Annotated in this window: 25 protein-coding genes; 11 read left to right on the top strand and 14 right to left on the bottom strand. The window is 47.2% G+C overall.

Going from position 1 to position 24,321, the window contains the following annotated elements; translation table 11 throughout:
• The first annotated feature begins 247 nt into the window (after positions 1-247).
• From AC58QT_RS25175 to AC58QT_RS25195, 5 genes are all read left to right on the top strand, one after another.
• Positions 248-670, top strand: a complete 423-nt coding sequence (locus AC58QT_RS25175) for a MarR family winged helix-turn-helix transcriptional regulator (protein WP_497411393.1) — start codon at positions 248-250, stop codon at positions 668-670.
• 111 nt (positions 671-781) lie between these two features.
• Positions 782-1,624: an SDR family oxidoreductase gene (locus AC58QT_RS25180; RefSeq protein WP_497411394.1), complete on the top strand. Its 843-nt coding sequence runs from the start codon at positions 782-784 to the stop codon at positions 1,622-1,624.
• 382 nt (positions 1,625-2,006) lie between these two features.
• Positions 2,007-2,816, top strand: coding sequence for a hypothetical protein (locus AC58QT_RS25185; RefSeq protein WP_497411395.1), 810 nt, complete (start codon positions 2,007-2,009; stop codon positions 2,814-2,816).
• Between the two features lie 92 nt (positions 2,817-2,908).
• Positions 2,909-3,619, top strand: coding sequence for a response regulator transcription factor (locus AC58QT_RS25190; RefSeq protein WP_497411396.1), 711 nt, complete (start codon positions 2,909-2,911; stop codon positions 3,617-3,619).
• On the top strand, positions 3,616-5,208 hold the full coding sequence (locus tag AC58QT_RS25195; protein ID WP_497411397.1) for an ATP-binding protein: 1,593 nt from the start codon (positions 3,616-3,618) through the stop codon (positions 5,206-5,208). Before AC58QT_RS25190 ends, AC58QT_RS25195 begins: the two co-directional genes overlap by 4 nt.
• Here AC58QT_RS25195 and AC58QT_RS25200 read toward each other — a convergent pair.
• Both AC58QT_RS25200 and AC58QT_RS25205 read right to left on the bottom strand, forming a co-directional pair.
• Positions 5,170-7,095: an ABC transporter permease gene (locus AC58QT_RS25200; RefSeq protein ID WP_497411398.1), complete on the bottom strand. Its 1,926-nt coding sequence runs from the start codon at positions 7,093-7,095 to the stop codon at positions 5,170-5,172. The two genes, AC58QT_RS25195 and AC58QT_RS25200, sit on opposite strands and share 39 nt — an antisense overlap.
• Positions 7,082-7,849 (bottom strand): ABC transporter ATP-binding protein, encoded by a 768-nt coding sequence (locus tag AC58QT_RS25205; protein ID WP_497411399.1) that lies wholly within the window; start codon positions 7,847-7,849, stop codon positions 7,082-7,084. Before AC58QT_RS25205 ends, AC58QT_RS25200 begins: the two co-directional genes overlap by 14 nt.
• 172 nt (positions 7,850-8,021) lie before the next feature.
• Between AC58QT_RS25205 and AC58QT_RS25210 the strand changes: the two genes are divergently transcribed.
• Together AC58QT_RS25210 and AC58QT_RS25215 are read left to right on the top strand one after the other, a co-directional pair.
• Positions 8,022-8,693: a response regulator transcription factor gene (locus AC58QT_RS25210; protein WP_497411400.1), complete on the top strand. Its 672-nt coding sequence runs from the start codon at positions 8,022-8,024 to the stop codon at positions 8,691-8,693.
• Positions 8,690-9,724, top strand: a complete 1,035-nt coding sequence (locus AC58QT_RS25215) for a sensor histidine kinase (protein WP_497411401.1) — start codon at positions 8,690-8,692, stop codon at positions 9,722-9,724. The genes AC58QT_RS25210 and AC58QT_RS25215 overlap by 4 nt, the downstream gene beginning before the upstream one ends.
• A gap of 63 nt (positions 9,725-9,787) precedes the next feature.
• Here the strand turns inward: AC58QT_RS25215 and AC58QT_RS25220 are convergent, their stop codons facing one another.
• Both AC58QT_RS25220 and AC58QT_RS25225 read right to left on the bottom strand, forming a co-directional pair.
• Complete coding sequence (locus AC58QT_RS25220; RefSeq protein ID WP_497411402.1) at positions 9,788-10,993, bottom strand: YhgE/Pip domain-containing protein; 1,206 nt, start codon at positions 10,991-10,993, stop codon at positions 9,788-9,790.
• A gap of 89 nt (positions 10,994-11,082) precedes the next feature.
• On the bottom strand, positions 11,083-11,706 hold the full coding sequence (locus tag AC58QT_RS25225) for a TetR/AcrR family transcriptional regulator (protein ID WP_497411403.1): 624 nt from the start codon (positions 11,704-11,706) through the stop codon (positions 11,083-11,085).
• Positions 11,707-11,888: 182 nt separating this feature from the next.
• On the opposite strand from AC58QT_RS25225, the gene AC58QT_RS25230 reads away from it, so the two are divergent.
• The gene (locus tag AC58QT_RS25230; RefSeq protein ID WP_497411404.1) at positions 11,889-12,068 is read left to right on the top strand and encodes a hypothetical protein; all 180 of its coding nucleotides are present in this window, start codon (positions 11,889-11,891) and stop codon (positions 12,066-12,068) included.
• Between the two features lie 375 nt (positions 12,069-12,443).
• Positions 12,444-12,860 carry a VOC family protein gene (locus AC58QT_RS25235; RefSeq protein WP_497411405.1) on the top strand — a complete coding sequence of 139 codons (417 nt, stop codon included), beginning with the start codon at positions 12,444-12,446 and terminating at the stop codon, positions 12,858-12,860.
• A 79-nt stretch (positions 12,861-12,939) separates the two neighbouring features.
• Here the strand turns inward: AC58QT_RS25235 and AC58QT_RS25240 are convergent, their stop codons facing one another.
• The 3 genes from AC58QT_RS25240 to AC58QT_RS25250 all read right to left on the bottom strand — a co-directional run bounded on the left by AC58QT_RS25240 (position 12,940) and on the right by AC58QT_RS25250 (position 15,280).
• Entirely contained in the window at positions 12,940-13,365 is a 426-nt protein-coding gene (locus tag AC58QT_RS25240) for an SRPBCC family protein (protein ID WP_497411406.1), read from the bottom strand.
• A 76-nt stretch (positions 13,366-13,441) separates the two neighbouring features.
• Entirely contained in the window at positions 13,442-14,398 is a 957-nt protein-coding gene (locus AC58QT_RS25245) for a sigma-70 family RNA polymerase sigma factor (protein ID WP_497411407.1), read from the bottom strand.
• A 144-nt stretch (positions 14,399-14,542) separates the two neighbouring features.
• Positions 14,543-15,280, bottom strand: a complete 738-nt coding sequence (locus AC58QT_RS25250) for a ThuA domain-containing protein (RefSeq protein ID WP_497411408.1) — start codon at positions 15,278-15,280, stop codon at positions 14,543-14,545.
• A 207-nt stretch (positions 15,281-15,487) separates the two neighbouring features.
• Here AC58QT_RS25250 and AC58QT_RS25255 point away from each other — a divergent pair, with 207 nt between their 5' ends.
• The gene (locus AC58QT_RS25255; RefSeq protein WP_497411479.1) at positions 15,488-16,447 is read left to right on the top strand and encodes a helix-turn-helix domain-containing protein; all 960 of its coding nucleotides are present in this window, start codon (positions 15,488-15,490) and stop codon (positions 16,445-16,447) included.
• Positions 16,448-16,464: 17 nt separating this feature from the next.
• Here the strand turns inward: AC58QT_RS25255 and AC58QT_RS25260 are convergent, their stop codons facing one another.
• The 7 genes from AC58QT_RS25260 to AC58QT_RS25290 all read right to left on the bottom strand — a co-directional run bounded on the left by AC58QT_RS25260 (position 16,465) and on the right by AC58QT_RS25290 (position 22,745).
• A complete protein-coding gene (locus tag AC58QT_RS25260; protein WP_497411409.1) occupies positions 16,465-17,280 on the bottom strand; it encodes an SPL family radical SAM protein in 816 nt (271 codons plus the stop codon).
• Between the two features lie 15 nt (positions 17,281-17,295).
• The gene (locus tag AC58QT_RS25265; RefSeq protein WP_497411410.1) at positions 17,296-17,496 is read right to left on the bottom strand and encodes a CLC_0170 family protein; all 201 of its coding nucleotides are present in this window, start codon (positions 17,494-17,496) and stop codon (positions 17,296-17,298) included.
• A gap of 15 nt (positions 17,497-17,511) precedes the next feature.
• Positions 17,512-18,732 (bottom strand): Ger(x)C family spore germination protein, encoded by a 1,221-nt coding sequence (locus AC58QT_RS25270; protein ID WP_497411411.1) that lies wholly within the window; start codon positions 18,730-18,732, stop codon positions 17,512-17,514.
• Positions 18,713-19,828 carry a GerAB/ArcD/ProY family transporter gene (locus AC58QT_RS25275; protein WP_497411412.1) on the bottom strand — a complete coding sequence of 372 codons (1,116 nt, stop codon included), beginning with the start codon at positions 19,826-19,828 and terminating at the stop codon, positions 18,713-18,715. The genes AC58QT_RS25270 and AC58QT_RS25275 overlap by 20 nt, the downstream gene beginning before the upstream one ends.
• Positions 19,829-19,831: 3 nt before the next feature.
• Positions 19,832-21,430 (bottom strand): spore germination protein, encoded by a 1,599-nt coding sequence (locus AC58QT_RS25280; protein WP_497411480.1) that lies wholly within the window; start codon positions 21,428-21,430, stop codon positions 19,832-19,834.
• A 97-nt stretch (positions 21,431-21,527) separates the two neighbouring features.
• Positions 21,528-22,172, bottom strand: a complete 645-nt coding sequence (locus AC58QT_RS25285; RefSeq protein ID WP_497411413.1) for a methylated-DNA--[protein]-cysteine S-methyltransferase — start codon at positions 22,170-22,172, stop codon at positions 21,528-21,530.
• Positions 22,173-22,202: 30 nt separating this feature from the next.
• Positions 22,203-22,745, bottom strand: a complete 543-nt coding sequence (locus AC58QT_RS25290) for a bifunctional transcriptional activator/DNA repair enzyme AdaA (RefSeq protein WP_497411414.1) — start codon at positions 22,743-22,745, stop codon at positions 22,203-22,205.
• 153 nt (positions 22,746-22,898) lie between these two features.
• Here AC58QT_RS25290 and AC58QT_RS25295 point away from each other — a divergent pair, with 153 nt between their 5' ends.
• The gene (locus AC58QT_RS25295) at positions 22,899-23,843 is read left to right on the top strand and encodes a DNA-3-methyladenine glycosylase family protein (protein WP_497411415.1); all 945 of its coding nucleotides are present in this window, start codon (positions 22,899-22,901) and stop codon (positions 23,841-23,843) included.
• Positions 23,844-24,321: the final 478 nt, after the last annotated feature.

The raw sequence follows: 24,321 nt of genomic DNA on the forward strand, positions 1-24,321 counted from the left end.
GGAATAATGCTTCAATAGGAAATACCCCGCTCTCCAGCTCAAGCTTATGCTTGGCATTCCTACTTATTTTACCACTGTCAAAATTGTAATGAAAATGAAATCTAACTTTCATGTTGTTTTAATGTAACTTGCCTATAATAAAGACCAACCCCCCTTTAAAATATATAAACTTAGACCCACAGCCCGTTGCTGTGGGTCATTTTTTTTGGCATACTGATTTAGACTAAATGATAAAGGGCGGCTTTGTATGACACCTATGAAACCTGAACATGAATGGATGACGACCAAATTTCGCGAGATCAAGAATGTCATTTCCTCCTACTTAACGCAGGTGCTGCCTCAATTTCAAATATCACCGATCATGATGTACGTCTTAGAGTACCTGCGTAAGCATCCAGATTGCATTGCCGTCGATATTGCCAACGAATTCGGGCTAACCCGAGGAGCCATTACACAGCTGTTGGATAAAATGGAGGAACAGGGCCTTCTCGTCCGCAAACCCCATCCGACAAGTCGCCGCAGTCACCTCCTGCAGATGACGGATAAAGGAAATGAGCTCATAGTTAACATTCTCGCTGCGTATAATACCAAAATCGAACAACTCTTTACTTCTTATACAGAGGAAGAGCTCGCAACATTGCAACAGCTGCTAGCTAAAATGCCTGTTTAAAATCCCAACAAAGGTTGGGTTTTTTCATTTTCCAGTTGACGAATCCCATATCCAGTTGTAATGTTTAGTTTCTAAACAGTTAAATAAATAAACACATAAGGAGTTCATCATATGACTAAAATTATGGCTATTACGGGGGCGTCTTCAGGTATCGGACTTGCAACCGCCCTGAAGTTTGCCGAGCTTGGCTGGACGGTCTATGCAGGTACGCGCAATGTCACTCGGGACCAAGATCAGTATGCTAGCGTCGCGAATCTGCATTTTATGGAAATGGAAGTAACGGATCCGGCTTCGATGGAAGAAGCCTTCGGCGTCATTGAGCAGAAGCATGGGCATCTGGATGTGCTCCTCTGTAATGCAGGCTTCGGTTTCCTGCGGGCGCTGGGTCAAGCTAGCTTCAAAGAGATTCAATCCGTATTTGATACGAATGTATACGGGGTCATGCATACGATTCGAGCTGGACTTCCCTTGCTTCGCAAATCGGATTCTGCTCATCTTATCGCGACAACGAGTGTTGGCGGCTTGGTCGGTCAACCTTTCAATGAAATCTACTGCGCAGCGAAATTTGCTGTTGAAGGCTTGCTTGAAAGCTTAGCTACTTACTATAAGCCTGCTTTCGGTATCGACGTCACGCTGCTTGAGCCTGGCGCGATTGCCACGAATTTTAACGCTACGGTCATGGACCACGTTCAAAAAACCGGCGGCATCCTAGAAGATGACTACAAGCCGATTTTGACCCAATACATGGCCGCCTTTGCCAGCCGCAATTCCATACCGCAAACCTCTGAGTCTGTCGCTGATGTTGTCGTCAAGCTCGTGACGGAGATGGAACCTAAACCACTGCGTCTTCGCACCTCTGAGAAAGCCGAAACTTTCGTTCAGTACAAAGTGAGCCAAGACCCTACGGGCCTTGAGGGGATGTTGAATACACGGAAGCTGCATTTGAATATGTAAGGGTTGCGTGCGGAAAGCCTGCGAATATGCATCTTTGCAACTCATAAATCCGCCGGATAGAGATAAAGCCTGCGAATATGCAGGCTTTATCATACAATCTCGGCCTTATGAGCATATTTCAGCTAAATACCTGCATTTTCGCAGGCATTCGTTCTTTTTGGCTGTTTTCACTGAAAAAGCCTGCAGATTTGCACTTTTCACATGTTTAGTTGAATCTTCCGTGTAAGCACCACCCGAGGTCTCCTCAGGGGTGTTTTTTTGTGTAAACACATAATTTCCCACAATCTTACGATAGGATGTCCATAATCTTTCGGTACAGTAAGGGTGTAAGGGAAATCAACCATCCCTGCATGCTACATAAATCGAAAGGAGTTTTCACATTATGAAAACAACATGGAAAAAACGCGCCGTTCAAACGAGCCTTCTAGCTATTATGACAACCATCGCATTCGGTGCAGTAAGTGCATCTGCGGCGGATACAACAAGTGAAGTACATCCCACTGCCAAAGCCATTCAAATGGCAAAGTCTGTTGGAGCAGTGCCAGCCCTTCAATTCCGCTCTTCGAGTGTAGGCTTGCTTAACCAACCTACTCATGAGCGCAACTATTTGAAAATGCTAGCTACGACGTACGCACCAGATACCCTTGCTGACTGGAAGAAAGCACTCGACGATCGGAAGCAAGTAGAAGCGGATCTACCGAAGCCTTCCTTCGCTCAAACCATAACGATCTCAAGTAAAGATGCTACGGCGGATGGTACGGTACAAGCTATCCCTGCTGAAGGCGCTACTTTCGTAACTTCATTTGAAGGCGGAAAAGCTATTGAAGCTTTGCCTCCATTAGCTACGCTCACAGCTACCGAGATCAAAGATCTGCCAGAGGGTGTAACTCATCCTACAAAAGGCTTCCTTACAAGCATCACGAAGTCCGATGGAACAGCTCCCGAGCAGATTACCCGTCTTCTTCCAGTTGAGGCTGGAGTTACGAGTGATATAATGATAGCTAAGCCTGTAGAGTCTGAGAGCATGAAACTACAACAAAAATTAACAGAGGCTGTAGAAGCGGATAATGCAGAAGCGATCCGTGCGATCTTGCCAGATTTGTTAAAGGATTTTGTAAAGGGCACAGAAGACATGCGTGAAATGATTAAAAATATCAAAGAACAGCCAGCAACAGAAACTGAGAAAAAATAATAATGGATAAGTAAGGTGGATCCGGTCGCATATGATGCGATTCGGCTCCACTTTTCCTCATGTTATAGAAGGCATGGAAGGCGTGATACACGATGTATAGGATCTATTTAGTAGAAGATGAAGAACATTTACGAGGCGTATTAGCGGCCTATTTGGAGAAAGAGGGGTGGCAGGTGCGTTCGTTCCCCGATGGAACCTCAGCTAGAGAAGCCATCTCGGAGCGGCCGGACTTGTGGGTCCTCGATATTATGCTGCCTGGCGTAGACGGGTTCCAGCTCATGCGTGAAATTAAAGCTGATCAACCGACGCAGCCGGTCATTTTTATTTCCGCGCGCGATGCAGATATCGATCGCATTATTGGTCTTGAGCTTGGGAGCGATGACTATTTGGCCAAGCCATTCTTGCCTCGTGAGCTTGTGATTCGTTCACGCAAGCTACTCGAACGTGTCTATGCAGGCCAAAGTCACCAAGGAAACGGGATTCTGACTGCTTCTTCCGAGCGACGTGTGAAGCCAGCCACAACATTCGCCACCTACACCATCGACGAACCCGGGCGATTAGTAACCGATCTAGATGGCAACACGCTAGATCTGACTTCGAAAGAATTTGAGCTGCTGCTCTATTTCGTCCAAAATCAAGGACAAGTCCTCGAACGCGAACAAGTTTTGCGCTCGGTATGGGGCATCGACTACTTTGGCACCGATCGTGTTGTCGATGATTTAGTGCGCAGAGTACGCCGTAAGTTACCTGAACTTCGCTTAGAAACCGTATACGGATACGGGTATAGGATGGTGAAATCATGAGTCTTCGACTAGGACAGTGGCCGCTCGCTATGAAACTATGGAGTGCCTTCGCTGCATTAACCCTGCTGATTTTCACACTGCTCGCGGTATTATTGCCCTGGACATTAAAGGGCTTTTTCACCGAGCAGCTTTATAGTATTTTGCTGGATACCCAAAGCGGTCTCCAAGTGGAAGCTACCCTAGCTGAGCCACGCCCTGCTTTTGCAATTCCTATTGCACCTATTGCTCAAAAGCCTATCGACCTTACAACGTCACAGGAACAACCAACACTCGGTAACCGTGTCATTGTTGTGCCTGATGGCGGAGCCAGCGGCACGGTCAATATGGGGGCACAGCCGAGCATAAGCACTTCTGTCGGCACATTGACCGCAGTCTCTACGTTATCTGCTCAGATCACGGCTCCTCTGGAAAGTACATTGACCGGCCCTTCCATCCGTCATTTCACCATTAGCGGCACACAAGCAGCTCAAGCCGTCGCAGCTACAACGGCTACAACTACAACACTCCATTCGGCAGAGCCGTTCATGGCTGCTATGGAGAAAGATGCCTTAGCCCAACTACAGCCCGTGGAGAAGTACTCACGCAATATTGATAACAAAAGTATCTTCTATGTGATTCGAAAAGAAGTCACCCAAGGAACGCCGAACTTTATCGTTTCCTACGCTTGGGGCAACTACCGCAACGATCTGATTATGTCGATGTTCGGCAGATTGATGCTGCTGATGGTAGGCCTAATCGTAGCTAGCTGGCTGCCCTGCTTATTGTTGGCCCGCTATTTCACACGCCCACTCGTTCAGATGGAGCAACATGTGGGCCGAATGGCCAAGCGCGATTGGCACGAGCCCATCGATACAGGCCGCCGTAAAGATGAGATCGGCCGCCTAGGCAAAGCCATCGAACTCATGCGCCAGCGACTTGTGAAGCAAGATCATGCGCAACAATTCTTCTTGCAGCACACCTCGCATGAACTAAAAACACCGGTTATGGTGATCCGCAGCTATGCGCAGTCCATCCAAGACGGTGTTTTTCCGAAAGGCACGCTGAGCGCGAGTATCGGCGTCATTATGAAAGAAGGCGAACGCCTAGAGAAGCGCATTCGCGATCTGTTACTGTTGAACAAGTTGAATTATTTCACGGCCAAGGAGAAGCCCTTCCATCCGTTCGATATCAAAGCTGTCATCGAAGATGTCGTTGAACGTCTCCGCTATCGGCGTCCCGAGATGGACTGGGAACTGCAGCTCGCTCCGCACACATTGATCGGTGATCAAGAACAATGGAAAATCGCGTTAGAAAACATGCTCGACAATCAACTTCGCTATGCCGAGACTTGCATTCGTATCTGCGTTAAGCCCGCTCCTCATTTTGAAATGAGGATGAGCAATGATGGACCGCTGCTGGATCAAGACATCGCAGATAACCTGTTCGAACCTTTCCGCACGGGCGGCAAAGGGCAATTCGGTCTCGGTCTGGCTATCGTGAAACAAATCATGGATCATCACGCGATGAGCGTTCGTGCTGCGAATGAAAACAATACTGTCACGTTTACCATTTTACCTGCTGACAATACGGTTAGAAGCACCGAGACATAGCACAAAGTAGCAAAAATAAATAGCCGCGTAAATGCTCGTCGTAATTAGAATTGGGATCAGTAGATTTCCACCAATCAATTGGATCGTCGCTAGTGCCTTGAGAACCATGATGCTGTGTACAACACCTATCAGTAAAGGCAGCATGAACACGAATAGTGTCTGCTTGGCGATAGTCGTCCGGATTTCCTTGCGGCTAACACCGATTTTGCGCAAAATTGCATAGCGTTCTTTATCTTCATTGGCGTCCGTGAGCTGTTTGAAGTAAATCATACACCCTGTCGCGGCTAGAAAAACAAGTCCAAGGAAGCCTAACGTGAAGATATCCATCCCTGCGGATTCCATGTTTTGACGATACTGGAAATAGTACGAGGACATCCCGTTCTGGTCGGTTTTCAGCTTCATCAGGGTATCGCTGGTTACTTTCGTCGAGGATTGATCTTTCACCACATACCCTTTGTACACGACCTCATCCGAACCTGGCACCAGCTTTGCATACAGGCTATCGCTCACAATGAAGCAAGCATCCGGGAAGCTCCACGGGAGTACTCTGCCTACGATGCGCTGTTTCACCGTCAGGGTCTGACTACCCGTCTGAGAATTGAACGAAATCGTATTCCCAACCACCTCATTATCGGTAAACGTGGCGTATCTCGGCTGAATGACGGCGATATCGTTGTCTTTCAGTTCAATCAGGCCTTGTCGATTCAACAAATCGGAAGTCTTATTGTATGTCGAGGCCGAAATCAACTTAATCGGAACGGCTTTCACATCATAATTCGATGGATGATAGTAGAAATTAGTCACGTCCGCCTTCACTCGGATAATGGGCACATCCAGTTTTTCCGAAATTGGGTGTGCATCATCCTGCTCCAATATGGAAAGAACCTGCCCATCAAACTTTGTTCCTTGCGAAATGTGCATGTAGCTGAAAGGCGCTTCATCTGCAGCGTCATTCGTAATTGTAAAAAACGCGCTTGAACCTACCGTAACTGCACAGAGCGTCAACGCACTGAGCAGTGCAATCATGGTGAACATCCGTGTATTCCCGCGAATGCGATAAATTAATTGGGCCGTGGAGATCATGTTCATGCCCTTATAGTAGCGAGATTTCGTCTTCTGGGCGATTTTCAAGATGTAAATAAGTGCATACCGAAACAGCAGGTAAGTGCCCGCGATCAAGCTGCCGAAAATAAGGAGGAAATTCCGCCCCATTTGCGCTGACGTCGTCATGGGTTGAAATACAGTACAATAACCGAGAATGATGAGTCCAATGGCAAGTATGGCAGAGAAAACGGAAGGCTTCGGTACCTGTTCCCCTTCCTGCTCCGCTTTGAACAATTCCACGAGCTGAAAGCGATAGATTAAGCGATAGCTATGGATTGAAGTCACCACGATGATAATCGCAAATACGATAAGCGTGTTCACGATCGCCTCGGACGAAATGCTGAAGCTGACTTCAATCGTTGAATCCAACAGCTTGAGGAACATCATCGCGAACAGTTTGGACAGCAATGTGCCAAGTACAATCCCCACGCCAACTGCGCCAATCCCCATCATCATATTTTCATAAAATAGCATCGTACCAATCTTACGCTTCCTAACACCAAGTAAGGCGTATAGGCCTACTTCTTTCTTTCGCTTTTTGGTGAAAAAAGAATTGGAATACCAAATAAACACCGCTACAAACAAGATAAGAATAATGGAGGCTTGGGTAAAAACCGACTTCATGCCCTCCCATTTCTGCATATTCGCTGCAATCTCCTCGCTATACCGCAAGGATACAAACGTATAATAGATCACCACACTGAAAATCATCGAGATAAAATAAATCAAATAGTTCTTCAGATTACCGAGGACATTCCTTCTGGCCAGGCTAAATAAGGTCACTTGCCCCACCCCCTAGTACCGAGAGCACATCCATGACTTTATTGAAAAATTCCTTACGTGAGGACGTCCCTCTATTTAACTCCGTAAATAATTTACCATCTTTAATAAAAACAACACGTGTACAATAACTTGCTGCAAAAGCATCATGTGTCACGATGAGAATCGTCGACTGATCCTGCATGTTCAAGTTCTGCAAGCTTTCTAACAGTTCTGTCGCCGACTTGGAATCTAGTGCCCCTGTTGGCTCATCCGCAAGCACAAGGCTAGGGTTCGAGACGATGGCTCTACATGCAGCTGTCCGCTGCTTTTGCCCGCCGGAAATTTGGTACGGATACTTATCAAGCAGCGGATCGATTCCGAACTTCTTACTAATCACCTCTACGCGGCGTTCTAATTCGGCTACATTCATCTTCGCTAGAGCGAGCGGCAGCAAGATATTTTCTTTTACAGTCAAGGTATCCAGCAAATTGTAATCCTGAAAAATGAATCCCAACTTCTCACGGCGAAACGTCGCCAGCTCAGCCTCACTCATCTTCATCAGACTTACTCCGTCCACCATAATTTCCCCCGAGGTAGGTTGATCGATCGTAGCTAGCATATTCAGCAGGGTCGTTTTGCCTGATCCGGATGGCCCCATAATACCTACAAATTCCCCTTGCGTAATCGTTAAATCAATATCCTGCAACGCGGTAAATACATTTCCTTTGGACCCATATACCTTCTTCAGTTGCTTTGCTTGGGCAATCATTTTCATATCGGTTCCTCCAATACGCATGGTTTGAATCTTATAGCTCTATGTTACAGCCTTCTCATTGCCTCAACCATCGAAGTAACTTACAAGTCCTCGTGCAACCTTACAATTTTGTCATGATTGTGCTACCATTTCTGGTATCGCACTATTTGTCAGGCCTTAGGAGGTTCCCTCTGTGAAAATTATGATTGTGGAAGATGATAAAACGATACGGGATACGGTAGCTGAAGCTCTAGGCCGCTGGGGATTTGAGACGGTGATCACGGATCAATTCGACGCCGTACTCACGCTATATGTCAACGAGAATCCACATCTTGTGTTGATGGACATCAATTTACCTGCGTTCGATGGTTTCTACTGGTGTCGCCAAATCAGAGAACTATCGAATGTACCGATTATTTTCCTCTCTTCGCGCAACACACCTATGGATATGGTCATGTCCATGAATATGGGTGGCGATGACTTTATCCAGAAGCCTTTCTACACAGATGTCCTAGTCGCCAAAATCAATGCCCTGCTGCGGAGAACCTACTCGTATATGGAGACTTCAGCTAATGTGATGACGCATAATGGTATCGTCCTGAATTTGAAGGATGGTGATATTGCTTGTGGAGATCAGAAGACGGAGCTGACCCGAAACGAGTTCAAGATTCTCACCATTCTCATGCAGCATCAAGGCGCAATCGTTAGTCGTGAGCAGATGATGCGAGGGCTCTGGGAAGATGAAAGCTTTGTCGACGACAATACGTTAACCGTTAATATTACCCGCCTACGCAAAAAGCTTGCAGAACTTGGACGCGATGAATTCATCACAACCAAGAAAGGACAAGGGTACATCATTCCATGAACTTTCTCACTTATCTGAAGGATAAACGATACTTCATGGGCATGTATGCGTTGACGATGTTATTCGTTTCACTCATTATGCTTGTCAGTGTAAAAGGTCAAGCTGCCCTTAATAATATCACCTACACGAATGCAGGTTGTTTTTTATTTGCAGCCTTGTATATAACTATCGGTTACTTCTACCGAAAGTCTTTCTACAAAGAGCTTCAGGAGTTTCAGAGCAAAAGCGATCAACAAGATTGGGTCGCCGCGGCGATGCCTGAACCCCAAACCAACGAACAAGAGATCTATCTCCAGCTGCTGATTCAGCTTTCAAAGGATCAGAGAAACGAAACCAAACTCCTACACACGGAGATCCGAAATCATCAGGACTTCATCCTCTCCTGGATTCATGAAGTGAAACTGCCCATCGCCGCAAGCCGCCTTATTATGGAGAACCGTGCAGGCAAAACAGCTGAATATCTCGTAGATAAGCTCGAAGATGAGCTGAGCAAGATCGATAGCTATGTCGAGCAAGCACTCTACTACTCACGTATTGACTCCTTTTCACGGGATTATTTCATCTCTGAATTGTCGCTTAACACACTTGTTAAAGAGAGTGTCAAGAAAGTCGCGAAGCTGTTTATTGCCAAACGTATTCGTCCGGATATTGAAGAGCTTACTCACTACGTGAACAGTGACAGTAAGTGGCTTAGCTATATCTTAAATCAGATTGTGGCGAATGCCGTGACCTACACGGACAATGGCGGCATCATTCGCTTCCTTTCGGAGGAAACTGATTCCGAGAAGCGATTAATCATACAAGATACAGGGATAGGCATTGATGCTGCTGACCTAAGTCGGGTTTTTGATAAAGGTTTCACAGGGAAAAATGGCCGAACACACAGCCGCTCTACGGGGATGGGGCTTTACTTAGCGAAGCAAATGGCGATCAAGCTGGGGCATGATCTATCCATTCGTAGTACTGAAGGGGAAGGGACTGCGGTTACCATTCACTTTATGAAGATTCAATCTTATAATGATTTGCGTTGATATCTCAAATAGACAAGCCTCCAAACCTGGATGTCAGGTTGGAGGCTTGTTTTACTACCTGTATTACATAGAAGGTGAAGCCTCAACCTTAGCTGCAGGTTGCTCGTGCTTTTTCAACAGAGATAAGAAAATAACCACAACGGCTGCGACACTAATAGTGACTAATGTCCACATTGGACTGCTCAAATTCAAGTTTTGACGGAAGTAGAACAAATCACGAAGTCCTTCCGCAGCGAAGCGAAGCGGCAGCCAAGAGTACAACCAATCCTGACTAAATGATGGCAATAGCTCAGCCGGTACAGAAAGCACCGGGGCGCCGAAGAAGAACACGAGCACGAATAACGGCACTCCTTTTAAACCAAGCCAGCTGACGACAGCTGTTTGCAACAAGAAGAAGGCGAAACCGACAAAAGTAAGGAATAAACCAATCTCCCAATAATTTGGAATGGATAAGCCCAGCCATTTCCCCGCAACAAGTAGAATACTGGCAGCAGAAGCCGCGGTGATGACGACACCACTAAGCAATTGGGAAGCTTGAATCCCAAAGCGATGCGAGCGTGAGCCCGTTTGTGTTGCTTTTCCAGCTGCCATAAACAAGAGTAACGTTGTTACCATGGCTCCAAACCAAGCCAGTTGAGTCAACACAACAGGTGCATTACCATTCGCACTACTCGTGCCTACAGCATTCACATTCTTACTCGTAATAACGATTGGTGATGCGAGTGCTTTGGTTTGGTCAACCGTAAGCGTGCCACCTCTTTGGCTGACTTGCGTTAACAGCTGCTCCCTCACTTGACCGTTAACGCCATTAAGAATCTGGCTCAAAACTCCGTTCGCCATCGTAGCCGCGGTGTTATTCATCCCCTGATTCACATAAACAGTTAGGGATGATGCCTGCGGTTGTGGGGATAATAAGCTAGCTAGTTTCTTACTGAAATCAGCTGGAATGACAATCGCCGCATAGGCTTGCTCGCGGTCCATCGCATCGATCGCCTCTTGCTCACTGGCCAACGTTGTCCATTTAAGTGGAGACACGGTGTCAGCTTGAGCTGGAGCAGCGGTTATTTTCTCCTGAATCAGTTTACCAAAATTCATTTCTTGGCCTGTAGGAAGCTTCTCACCCGCGTCCATTTGAACGAGAACTACAGGTAAATTCTTAGGCACTGGGTTCACAGTTGAACCGAGTTGAGCAATACCCAACAGAAGAATGACGAGGAACACGGCAATAATGGCGATATACGGGTGTTTTTGCTTAAAAAAATGATTCATTGTAATGCCTCCTTAGATTGTATTTCGTAAAACTAATGCAATTCTTTATTTCATTCAACGTTGTGTGAACGAAATTACTAAAAAAGAAATCACTTTCTCCAAAGTGATACGGTGAAAGCGACCATTCTTCTTAAATAACTATCGATATCTGTCTCCAACACATTCACGGCTGTGAATTGTCCTAGAACAGCCATCATACCTACGGAAATCACTTGCTTAGCCGCAGCTCTGAAGTCCATTTCCCGAATTTCGCCGGCTTCCGCTCGTTTCGCTAGCGCATCTGTTAATGCCAAATGGCGCTGCATAATCAGCTGAGACATAAAATTCTTATCCTCAGATACAATATTATCCGAATCGCGCAGCATAATCTTCATAAAATCCGGATCTCCGATCATCGTTTCCACCAATCTAGAGATGAACAGATACAGCGCTTCTTCTAACGGCTGACCGGGATGAATCCCTTTAATCAACTGATCCATGAGCTCCATACGCGTGTGTTGAGCCTCACGGAAAATTGTGTCCAGTATCTCCTGTTTCCCCCCAGGAAAATAGTGATACAACAAGCCATCGGTAATCCCGATATGCTTATTCATAGCGCGAATCGACGTCCCGTGATACCCATGCTGGGCAAACAATTGCTTAGCGCCAAGTAGAATTTGCTCTCTGCGTTCAGCCGCTTGATGATCTCGGCTTGTTTTCGGAATTCTTTTCATAAGCTACAAATCTCGCTTTCGTCATTTCGTTCAACGACCGTGTAATGAATTATAGACCACTATTTTTGTAAAAGCAAGTGACAACTATTATTAAGTAAGTAGTAGCAGCTCAATTTCGTCTTATTCATCTGAATAACATATTTTATTTTACACAACTTAAAGACATTTAGGAGGTGAAAAAAATGTCTAATCAAAACAACAAACGAAACTCCAAAAATGTCTCAGAGAACATTAAGGATACTGCAGGAGCTGTATTTCATTCTGTTCATGAAGGGTTAGAAGCAACTGAAAATGCTGCAATGAATGCTGTTGATGCAACAGCTAACGCAATTAACAATTTAACAAACAATGATAAGCATTAATAGGGGTACCGCCAGCAATTTGGGCACACGTCAGGAACAGAAAAGAACACCTTTCATAAAAACTGAGGAGCTAGGCGGACTTTCTCGCTTAGCTCCTACTTCTCGTGGGAGACGCGCAGTAAGATCCTTTTAACCTTCCATTTATTGAAAGCTCATCTCAATAATCTTGGTCCAGTTCCATCAGCAATCACACGATAACCTAACCAATTTCTCTTCACCTCATAAACTTAGACGAAATAACTTTTACAATAATTCTAGTTTCTAGTTGGATTTATAATTGTCTACCGTAATCGATGAATTCCCGGATCGGCTGTCGTCTATATAAATGAAGGCATAAATGAACATAAACTAATTTAACGAAGAGGTGTTTTGAAAATGGCATTAACGTCCGTATTCACGAGCTTCAACCTGCCTGTAAAAAACGTAGAACAATCGAAAGCGTTCTTCACCGGACTCGGATTTCAGCTCAACCCGCATTTCCCCGATAATGAGAATTCGGTAGCCATCGTGATCGGTGACAACCTGCAGGTCATGCTGATCAATCAAGCATTCTTTACTACGCTCACGGAGAGGGAACTCGTCGATACGAGCAAGTATGCGCAGATGACGATTGCATTGGCCTTCGAGAGCCGGGAAAAGGTCGATGAAATCGTGAATAAAGCGGTCTCCTTGGGCGGGAAATTGCACGCTGAACCTGAAGATCATGGGTCCATGTATCATTGGGGCTTCGTGGATTTGGACGGCCATCTGTGGGCCATTAACTACATGAACATGGATGCGGCACAAGGTTAAGGCTAACGGAGTGCACGCTCGTACTAGGTTTCAAAAAGAAAGACGCCGGGCATCTTCCCCAGCGTCTTCTTCCCGATGATTAGTTTTGTTCGGTATAGGTTTTGAAATTGTCCATAATCCCTTGCCAGCCTGCTTGCTGGAACTCGACGGGATTGGTGCTTTCCGCGTCGAACGTTTCAATAACTTTCGTCTCATTCCCTTGATCGACGAAAGCAATATCCACTCTTCTTCCGTCTTCCATGGTGTAGCCGATCGCCTCATGGTGATTCACGACATCGTAGACGCCGCCAAAATCAAAGCCCATGCTGCCATCCTTCGCTTCCATCCGTGTCAGAAACTTGCCGCCGACCCGCAGATCGTTTTCGGCTCTAGGCGCATGCCAGTCCTCGGATGCTTGATTCCACTTCGTGATGTGACCCGGCTCGGTCCAATAGTTCCATACCTTCTCGACAGGGGCCCCAATGATGGCTTGCACGGTTACTTTCGTTGGTTGATTCGTTTCCATTTTAAAAATACACCTCTTTCTTGATATTCGTAGTTTGGTTATTCTCAATAATATAGACGTAAGCCAATGATGAAATTCATCGGTCAATTCGCTCGGGCAGCCCAAATCTCGAAAATAATGGCGTATGAATGAAGTTTTGAACGTGCAGGATTTGATTTTCTTTGGTTTCAATGACGTGGATGCCCCAAGGTACCAGGCCAGAGCCCTCTTTGTCCGGTATATACTGGGCCAACGCCGGATAACCGCCATTCACCGTAGTAGGCACAAATCGCGAACCTTCGCAATGCCAGCGAGTAAGCGAATAGAAGGCTGACAAATCTTCCTTGCCGCGGATCCACATCTCGAATGGTGGCATCGACATGCAACCTTCCTCGTGGAACAACGCGACGAGCGCAGCAATATCAAATTGCTCGAAGGCCTCCACATACCGGGACAGCAGCTCCTGGTCAGGTTGAACGTCCATGCTGCTGAGCTCATCCGAGCGAAGCTGCGCCCGGTCCATCGTCTCTCGGGCTCTTTGCAAGGCGCTATTCGCCGCTGCCGGCGACATCGCCAATGTCTCTGCAATCTGCTTGGAGGACCATTCAAATACATCCTTCAAAATGAGTACCGCGCGCTGCCGCGGAGGCAAGATCTGCAAGAGAGCGATGAAGCACAGTTGAAGGGTTTCTCTGCGGACGAGTCGCTCCTCCGGATTGCCTCCAAAGTCGGGAGACGGCCAGATCCAAGCAGAGTCCGGCAGCGTGTCGCGCGGCTCTACGATGGCGACGGCCGAATCGAACAGGTCAACAGGTAGTGCGCGGCGTTTGGACTGTCTCAACTTGTCCAAACACAGGTTGGAGGCAATCCGATAGACCCAAGTTTTGAACGAGGAATCCTGTCTGAACGTGCTCCAGCTCTGCCATACCCGAATACTCGTCTCCTGAACGGCATCGTCCGCATCGTCCATGGAACCTAGCATTCGGTAACAGAACGAGGTTAAGCCCGGCTTCAAGCTTGCAAATAATGGTTCGTCAAATACGGTCTCGTTCATCGTGGCCTCCCTTAACGATCTCCCCGAAGGGTTGTACCTTCATTATATGCAATGAAGCGGACAGCCTCAATCCTAATAGATAGGCAGGATTTAATAAAACAAAAGCATGCCCCCAAAGTTGGGAAGCATGCTCTTTCAGCTATATTAAGCTTGAACCTTTGCTTTAATGACTTCCAAAGGCTTGTGGTTACCGTATTTCGGATACTCGCGCGTAGTTGGCGCTGCCCACTGAACCGCATTGGAGATCACGCGGCGAATTTGCTCGTTGTAGTACGTACGGTACGTTTCATGTCCTGGACGGAAGTAGAAAATCTTCCCGTTTCCACGGTGGAACGTGCATCCGCTGCGGAAAACTTCGCCGCCTTCGAACCACGAAACCATGATAAGCTCATCCGGTTGTGGGATATCAAAATGCTCACCATACATTTCCTCAGCTTCAAGATCAATGTACTCGCCAATACCTTCCACGATAGGATGGCCTGGAGCAACGACCCAAAGGCGTTCTTTCTCGTCCGCTTCGCGCCATTTAAGATCACATGAAGTGCCCATTAACGTTTTGAACACTTTGGAGAAGTGACCGGAGTGCAGCACGATAAGACCCATGCCTGCCCATACTCGCTTTTGAACACGAGCTACGATTTCGTCTTGTACTTCACCGTGTGCTTTGTGCCCCCACCAGATCAAGACGTCCGTATTATTTAAGACTTCTTCCGACAAACCATGCTCAGGATCATCTAGTGTTGCATAGGTAACTTGGACGGAACCGCTTAGTCCCTCACCAATGGCTGTGTGGATACCTTGCGGGTAGGCTGCGCGAACTTTTTCATTTTCTTTTTCATGACGGAATTCGTTCCAGACCGTTACATTTAATGGTTTGCTCATTATTTTATGCCTCCAAGATAACGTATTCATTCTTACTTCTGAGTATAGGTTTTCCCTGGCCTCAAGGAAAGGCAGAATTGTGCCAAGTTCTTATTCAATAGTGTCATCTGCTACCCGGCAGTGTTATACTTATTGGGACTAAATCTTAGTATCATTTACAATTCGATTATTCAAAAATGTCCAGCCTTAGTGAGGTATTCCATGCCTATGAACCCTGCTCTTAGCCCAACGAACCTGAACCTAACCGAAGAAATTAGAAACGAAAAGGTTGTGTACCAGAACCCGCTTCTTTTCTTAAAAATATGGGAAATTAAACATGACATCCCCCATTGTGAGTTACCGGACCCCTGGACTTGGCATTGGCACAAGCAGGTGGAATTTCTGGTCGTTACCCAGGGGCAGCTCGCCATCCAAACCAAGGATGCCTATACGATACTGGAGGCAGGAGATGTGATGTTACTCGGCTCCTCACAGCCGCATCGCACGCATAAATACGCCGAAGAGCCCTTGCATCAGATCGTTTTTCAAATTGATCTTACGCAGCATTTTGACCTGAGCTCGCTCGCTTACTTGCATTTATTTTCAGAGCTGACGCACTCGCTTGAACCGTTTAATGCGCTTTTACGTTCAAATGATACGGTACGAACAGGCGCTTACCAGCTCATCCGGCAAATTTATGAGGAATCACAATCTCGCCAAATCGGCTACGAACTAGCGATTGTTGCTGCTATTAAGCACCTCCTGTTGCTACTGCTTCGTAATGATACACGTGTTCTTGCTGGGCTAACCGAGGACTCTGGTATCTCTCGCCTGCGGCCCGCTCTGGATTATATCGACGAGCATTTGACCGAACGAATTACGGTTGAAGATGTGTGCCGTATTTTGAATCTGAGCTATCATTACTTTATTAAGTATTTTAAAAAAGTGATGGGACTATCCTTTATTGATTATGTGAATTATAAACGGATCAAAAAAGCCGAGCGCCTCCTGCTCACAGGGGATCTCAGCATTATGGAAATTAGTTATGAAGCCGGTATTCAGAACATGGCTCAGTTCTACAAGCTGTTCAAGCGTTACAATCAGTGCTCACCAAAGGAATTCAAACAGCGATTGCGTGACCAGACGGAGCTTCAGGATGAGCAGCCCATCGCGCAAGAAGCCGAGTGAATAGATAGGCCTCAGTCTCAGGGAAGGAATCCCGCCTGACTGATGAAAACACGCTCCTGCGGAAAATACCGCAGGAGCCTTTCGTGCACACGCTTATACGCATCCCGACTGTACCAGTCGGTCAGCCCCAGCGCGTCATAGATCGCACGCACGCCGATGCGCCCCGTGCGCCCTCCCCCACTGCCATCGCCCATGAAGTAATCGTCGATGCACACCCGATCCACGATGCCCGCCAGCCGCTCGGCGAAGCCGTCCGAGCTAGGGAGCGCTGGCGCTATCGTGGCCTGCACCGGGATCCCGCGCGCGGCGAGCTCGCGGAGTGCCTCTAGTCGCGCCGCAATCGGTGGCGCGGACGGGGTGAACGCGCGGCGGATATCCTCGCGGTCCGTCTCCACCGTCATGCTGACTCGGACGCGGTCACCGAGCAGCTGCAACAGGTCCGCATCCCGCGTCACGAGCGGGCTGCGGGTTTGCACGAACAAGAAGTCCGGTTGCGCCACGGACATCACTTCGAGGAGCGCGCGGGTGAGCCGCTCCTTGTATTCGATCGGCTGATACGGGTCCGTCGCCGAGGAGAAGAAGATCGTTACAGGCCCTTTGCTCTTGGCCCTCGCCAGCTCTTTGGCGAGGAGCGCGGGAGCGTTCTCCTTTACGTCAACCCAGCTGCCCCAAGCTTCGCTGCGGAACAACGCCACAGGCATCTGCCTGACATAGCAATAGGAGCAGGCGAAGGCGCAGCCCGTGTACGGATTCAACGTATGTGAGTACCCTTCCAGGAAGCCGCTCGCTTTGGTCAGCAGGGACTTCGATTGCTTCCTCTGCACATGGGTCATGGCTTCACCTCCGTTTTATTTCCAGAACCATTTTTCATACACCATGTAGCCGAAATACGAAAGGAGACCTAAGGAAATATTGACCCATCCTGCAAGTAAAGCTCCTTTTTTCTCTTTTGGCATGTTGGCCTTCGCATACATTTTTACATCGAAAACTAAGAGGAGCAACCCAGAGATCAACAATAGCAAAACGGTGTAATTGTTAAAGGTAATCATTGGCCGAATCCTTCCCTACTCGGTTTTCGTCCCAATCCGTCTAATTTTAACACGCATCGAGACTTCCACGGACATCTCTTTATATTTTTCTTCCCATGCTTCTTTGGTTTTAATTTCCTTGTTCCAATAGGCTGGTTGGGTCGCACGTACGTATTCCCCGAACCCGAAAATATCACTCCCATCCTTCTGCGTCTGTTGGATAAACTTCTCAAATCCGATATCAGCGTCCTTTTGAATTTTCTCCTCTAACATCTTCAAACTTTCCCTTGTGATGAGCGCCTTTTCATTGGATTTCTCCGTTAAATCCCCTTCAACTTGGCATTTTATGATCGTATGTACGTTCCCATTTCGGATGATTGTCCTTATTCTCGACTTCCGGTGCGTGGTTTTGAACATAGCCGTCGTTTTCTCACCTGGAATTTCCTGAAGAACACTATACCCACCTGGATTAATTTCTTTCATCGCCATATAATGGCCGATTTGCAAAGCGGTTGAAGTACCGACCATTTTATCGTTTTTAAAATAGGCCATACCCGCAATTTCAATATTCGATTCCTTCTTTAAATCCAAATAGGGAAGAACCCCTTCCTGCCCTTTGGCAGAACTGGCACTGAAAAAGACGCCTAAGAAAATGTTGGGCAGCTTGCCCATTTCTCTGGCATGTTCCAAGGTAGCGAGCAAATATAACGTAGGAACACGCTCCAATTGCGGCGTAGCTTTCATGATATCAGCTGCATTTCCTTTGGATACGACCATCCAAACGGTTCTTCTGACTTGAGGTTGACGCCTAAAAAAGTCATTCTCATTCTCGATACCATTTTTGGCTACGGCTTCTGAAAGCACAATGACCCGCAAATGGCCGAAAAACAACCGGTCTGCGAGCTGCTGTTGAAGATTCATTAAAGCATCCTCAAGGGTATAGCCAACGCTGCTCAGCACCCAGACCGGTTTCGCTCCTGCAGCGCTTTCAGCTCCACCTCCCCCTGTGCCTAACGGAATACGGCCGGGAATAGCAATCTGGACAGTGATACGAATGAGGCCCTTATTGGTCTGTGCATCCTGTTTGAGTATATGCGTAGCATTGCTGTTTTCTTTCTCATCACCGGGCTTCGCCTTATCAATCCCAATAGCCAGGATGACGGCTCGATCTTCGATTTCTAGGCGATCCCAGCAACCCGTAAGCAAAGGGGCAACCAACACGACAACAAGAATCTGTTTAATCAGATTTTGCCACAAGTTGATCACCCCGGCTTTTTTTCTTACGAATCATAGCCACCACCAATAAGACAAAGGGATACGCAACTGTGAATACGAGTCCAAATCGGCCAACAATTTGAATGATCTCATACATCTGCATCAGATTTTGCGAGAGCATGGCGAGAACATAGATGAATGGAACAAGAAAGAAGGCGAACATTTTATGATCTCGTAGGCGCAGCAGCTGGCTTGAAAAATAAATGGCTAAATAATAGCTAGACAACAGTGTCGTAAACACCGCAGTAACCCATACCGCAAGAAATGCACCATCTAAACGCTCCAGGACGTTAGCAGGCAGTGAAGTCGTCTTGGCTAATTCCAGCGTTGGCCATACTAATTTTTTAATTTCCTCTGCTCCAAATACGCCTACTGTCGCAATCACGATAAGAACATATAGCGCTCCGGATGTTATCATACCAACATAACCGGCAACCATGGCTTTCTCTGGCCTCCGCATCGCAGGTATAACGATCGTCATGACAAAGGAGCCTTGAAATAAGGCTGCCATCGTGAGAATCCCCCCTGACATACCGGTCGGTTCATTTCCCCACACGGGAAGAAGGTTGATTAATTGAGCATTTTTTAGAGAAAGCACGACAATTAAGAGTCCCGGAAATACGATAATTGGGAAATAAAATTGGTGAAAATAGGTAAAGATCGTTATGTCTGCACGAGAGGAGACTGCCGCTAACAGCAGCATGACGATCACCGTCACCTCTAGCGGCGTTTTGGTTAAGACGGAAGTAACAACAACCTCCCCAAATTCACGTGAGGCCAGTCCCGTAATCAAGCAAAAAAATACGATGATCAGAACGCTGCATCCGCGCGCGGCCCATTTACCTATCAAATCTTCACTATACTCAATAATAGATTGCTTAGGAAAACGCATACCGAGCTTGGTTAAAAGCCAAAGTCCGAATAAACCAAGCAAAAAACCTAGCATTGTTACAAGCGGTGCCCCGGAATCAGCAGCTCTGACAGCAAATAATGAGAGGGCTAATACACCCACCCCAATAATTGTGCTAATCAGTATGATCGCCGCTTGAATAACTGTGATCTGGCGAGGATGCTCCATCGGTTACGTTCCTCCCTGTATGTCTGACTTCTTAGCGTTTAAAGTATTGTTCGGCGCTTCTTCACTCATTTCTTGCGTTATTTTCCCAACACGTGTGTCATTCGGTGGGTATAAAAGTGCCGGCCTCTTAGGCATGCTCCACAGTGGCAGCCGGGCTAGAATATCTTTCATCCCCTGAAAATTACCTGGGACTAGCGGGCTCAAGTAAGGAACCCCAAACGATCTCAACGAGAGCATATGGTTGACAATCAGAATTAACCCTATCATTACCCCATATAAGCCGAATATGCCTGATAAAATGACAAGTGGAAAGCGCAGCAATCTCAGGGCCAAGGCTGCATTGTAAGCCGGTGTGGCAAAGGAGCCGATCGTCGTTAAAGCGATAATAACAACCGTGATTGGGGAAATAAATCCTGCCGCAACCGCTGCCTGCCCAACCACAAGTACACCAACAATGGAGAGTGCTCCGCCAACCTGCTGCGGCAGCCGAAGTGTGGCTTCCCTTAATACTTCCATGGATATCTCCATGATCAATACTTCAATGACAGAAGGGAACGGCACTCCCGCCCTTCCCCCCGCTACCGCTACAGCAAACTCCGTCGGAATCAGCTCTGGATTGAACGAAATTAAAGCCACATATAACGATGGGAAAATCAGTGAGAATATCAAGGCTACCAAGCGTGACAGCCGTATGAAACTGACGAGGAGATATCGTTCTGAGTAGTCTTCTACCGTTTGATAAAATTGACTAAATACGGTAGGCAAAATGAGGGCAAACGGCGATCCATCCACAAGCAGGATGACTCTACCCTCCAAGAGATTGGCGACCGCTTTATCGGGCCGTTCCGTATTTTGAATTTGCGGAAATGGGGATACATGGTTATCTTCAATAAATTGTTCCAGATACCCCGCATCCAAAATGCCATCCGTATCAATTAACGATAAACGCCTGAACACCTCTTCCACGAGTGCAGGATTTACAATGCCATCGATGAAGCAAATAGCCACTTTGGATTTGGTGATACGCCCGATTCGCATCGTTTTTATCCGTAAATCCGGCGTCGGGAGACGGTAGCGAAGCAGGGCCAAATTCGTACCCAATATTTCAATAAAACCTTCCCTCGCGCCACGGATCACCTGTTCAGTCTCTGGTTGCGTAATCGATCGCTTGTCCACATGGCGTGTACTGAAAATAAACGCATCCGTCACGCCATCAACTAAAAGGACGGTTTTCCCTTCTACGATGGCTTGGATAATTTCATTCAGCCCTGTTTCCGTTCTGCCTTCACACGCATAAAGCGTATCGTTCAGAAGAAACTCTGTCATAGAACGGTTTACTGCTTTTGCATAATCTTGTGCGGTCGTTAACATCAAAGGCCTTAAAATGTGATCGTTCAAATACTGTTTATCAATCAGATCAGGAAAAAACATCGTGACAGCTGGTAGATCATCAAATATGCAAAACCGGCGTATGATGAAATCATCATTATCACCGAGTAACTTCTGAACGAATGTAATCGTCGCTTCGAGTTGCGTGCCGACACTTGCCTCTTTATTCGCTTCCATAACCTGATGGGCAGGTGAATTCTTCAACGGTATCATCCGAGGCTGTTGACTTGGGGACTTATGTTTGGTCCGTAGCTTCTTCCAACTCCAAATGGTCACGCAATTCGCCCCCGTAAAAACACTCATGGTGATGCTAGTTTCTTATCCCATTCATTTCCTTCTCCGTATTTTTATCCATATTTAGGATTTTATGCATGGGAGCACAAATGGGCGTGAATTTCCCTGCCCGCTCCAGTAGCAACAGCTTCTCCTTATTCTCAAGCCCGCCACGGTAACCCGTCAGCGCACCATTCTTCCCTACCACGCGATGGCATGGTACAACAATAAGCACAGGGTTTGCACCGATGGCGGTGCCGACGGCTCTCACAGCACTGGATTTATCTAACGTCTGGGCTACCTGTGAATAACTTACCGTTTCACCATGTTCAATCTCATGCAACGCTCTCCAGACCGACTGCTGAAACGCCGTCCCGCGTAAATCCAATGGTAGTTCAAAAATTGTTCGTTCCCCACGCAAATACTCATCCAACTGTTGCATATATGGCTTTAACCTATCCTCTTGCTGAATCCATCCACTCGGTTGTCCAATCTTTCTGGCCCATTGGGTGAATGATTGCCATGCTTCAACATCAACGCCATCTCTCGCGTCACCTTTCTGAAACTGCAAGTAACCCAACCCCGTATCGGTTACCGCCATGACAAAATTACGATCTTGCAACCTTATCGGACCCCAGTATACCGTTTGGTTTACCGCACTTTCCGTCACTTCTCTCACCATGTTGCATCCAACCTCCCAACTCGGTTATCGTTAATGAACGGGCTGTTGCCGGAACTCCGTCGGCGTAAGCCCTGTTTTCTTCTGAAACAACGTCGCAAAATGCGCCGCATTTGCTATTCCCACCTGCGACCCGATCACCTGCACAGCCAAGTCTGTGGTGATTAAAAGCTTTTTAGCAGCTTCCAATCGGATCTGCCCTATATACATAAGCGGTGTCACACCTGCTATACGTTTGAACGTCCTTTGCAGATGATAGGAACTCGCATAAAAATGCTCCGAAAGCGTCGCTAATGACAGCGGTTCTGCGAAGTGCTCTTCGATATGCGCCTTTATTTCCGCAACCCATGCCTCGTCGGGGAGTCTGATGCCGTCAGGCCGACACCTTTTACAAGGACGGTAACTTGCTGCCATTGCCGCTTGTCGACCACGAAAAATACGCACATGCTCCCGCTTCGGAAGCCTTGATTTACAGGATGGCCGGCAGAAAATACCTGTCGTCGCCACCGCATAATAAAATGTCCCATCATACGCTGCATCATTCGCAACGATAGCTTGCCAAAACCGCTCCTGCATACCGGATTCCCCTCTCCTTGCGTTCCTTTTATAAGCTCAGTATACCCAAACAGGCCAATGGTTGTAAGGGTTCCGAGATGAGAAAGCAAGATTACAAAAGCCGCTCTCGGCGATAATGCATGTAACGACTTCCTACCGATAAGGAGAATAACGATGCCACACCTGCAAGCTTTTGACCCATCTAGGCTAAAATGGTACGAACCAACGAGCACGCTCATGCTTGCTCTTCCTGAACTTTTTCGATATGAGCCCAATATTGGCTATTTAAGCCGCTCCACTAATGAGTGCCTATTCGTTGTGGATAACTCCAGCATTTACAAGCTGCTGCAAGTTGGGGATAACCTCGCGCTGATCGCTGTCCACAGTGAGGATGACAAGGTACTTCACGTCCGAATTGTCCACTATACTGGTGCTAGTATGACTTCTACGGTCCGGGAAGAAATTGCTCGCTATGTGTGGGAGTGGTGGGATTTAGGAACGGATTTGACGCCATTGTATGAGATGGAGGATCCGATCCTGCGGCAAGTGACTGAGGAATTCCGAGGGCTCCGTTTACTGGGGATTCCCGATTTATTTGAAGCGATGAGTTGGGGAATTATCGGTCAGCAGATTAATTTGACTTTTGCTTATACGCTCAAGCGGCGTCTAGTTGAATCCTTCGGCACCTCCCTAGAGTGGGAGGGTCGAACGTATTGGGCGTTCCCGACGCCAGAGCGAATCGCTGCGCTCACGACTGAGGATCTCACCGCTTTACAGTTCACGGGTAAAAAAGCAGAGTACCTCATTGGCGTTGCCAATCTCATGGCGGAGGGCACGTTGTCCAAGGCTGGGCTGCTTGCGATGGGCGATTTCCTCGCCATGGAAAAAGAGCTGCTGCGCATTCGCGGCATCGGCCCTTGGACGGCCAACTATGTGCTGATGCGCTGTCTGCGCAACCCCGCCGCGTTCCCGTTGGCCGATGTCGGCCTGCATAACGCGCTCAAGCATGTGCTTGGGCTTACGGCCAAGCCCTCGCTTGAAGAGATCCGCCAGCTCGCGGAGCGCTGGCGGGGGTGGGAGGCGTACGCCACGTTTTACTTGTGGCGTGTGTTGTACTAGCCGCGGCTGGATGACGCGGCGGTTGGGTGCGGCTGCGCTGCGGCCAGCCAAATCCCGCTTGACGCAAATAACTGGATGTTAGAGACTGTCGATTAATGAATCGAAAGGTGTGGCATAACGTTATTTGCTACATATGCAAGTTCTGTGAAAATATAGCATTACGAAATAACGCTATTTCGACCAAATAGAGTGGAATATATCCATTTAGAGTGGAATAACGCTTTTTTATAACGTTATTCTCCCATATTCTCTACTAAACTAATAAATAAGATGTTTTCATAACGCTATTTTGCAAACGAGGTTCATCTCTATGTCATGGAAGCGATAAGTTATCTCGAGTTGAAGAAGTTCCCGGTTGTTTCTCTAAATTTCAAATGGTGTATAGGATATTCAGGATAAACAGTTATTCGACAGTCTCTGTTATGTAGCTAAATCTAGCAAACCAATTAGAGCAGCGCTCCTTTCCTTTTAGCGTCAG

The sequence above is a fragment of the Paenibacillus sp. J31R109 genome, from assembly GCF_059692055.1.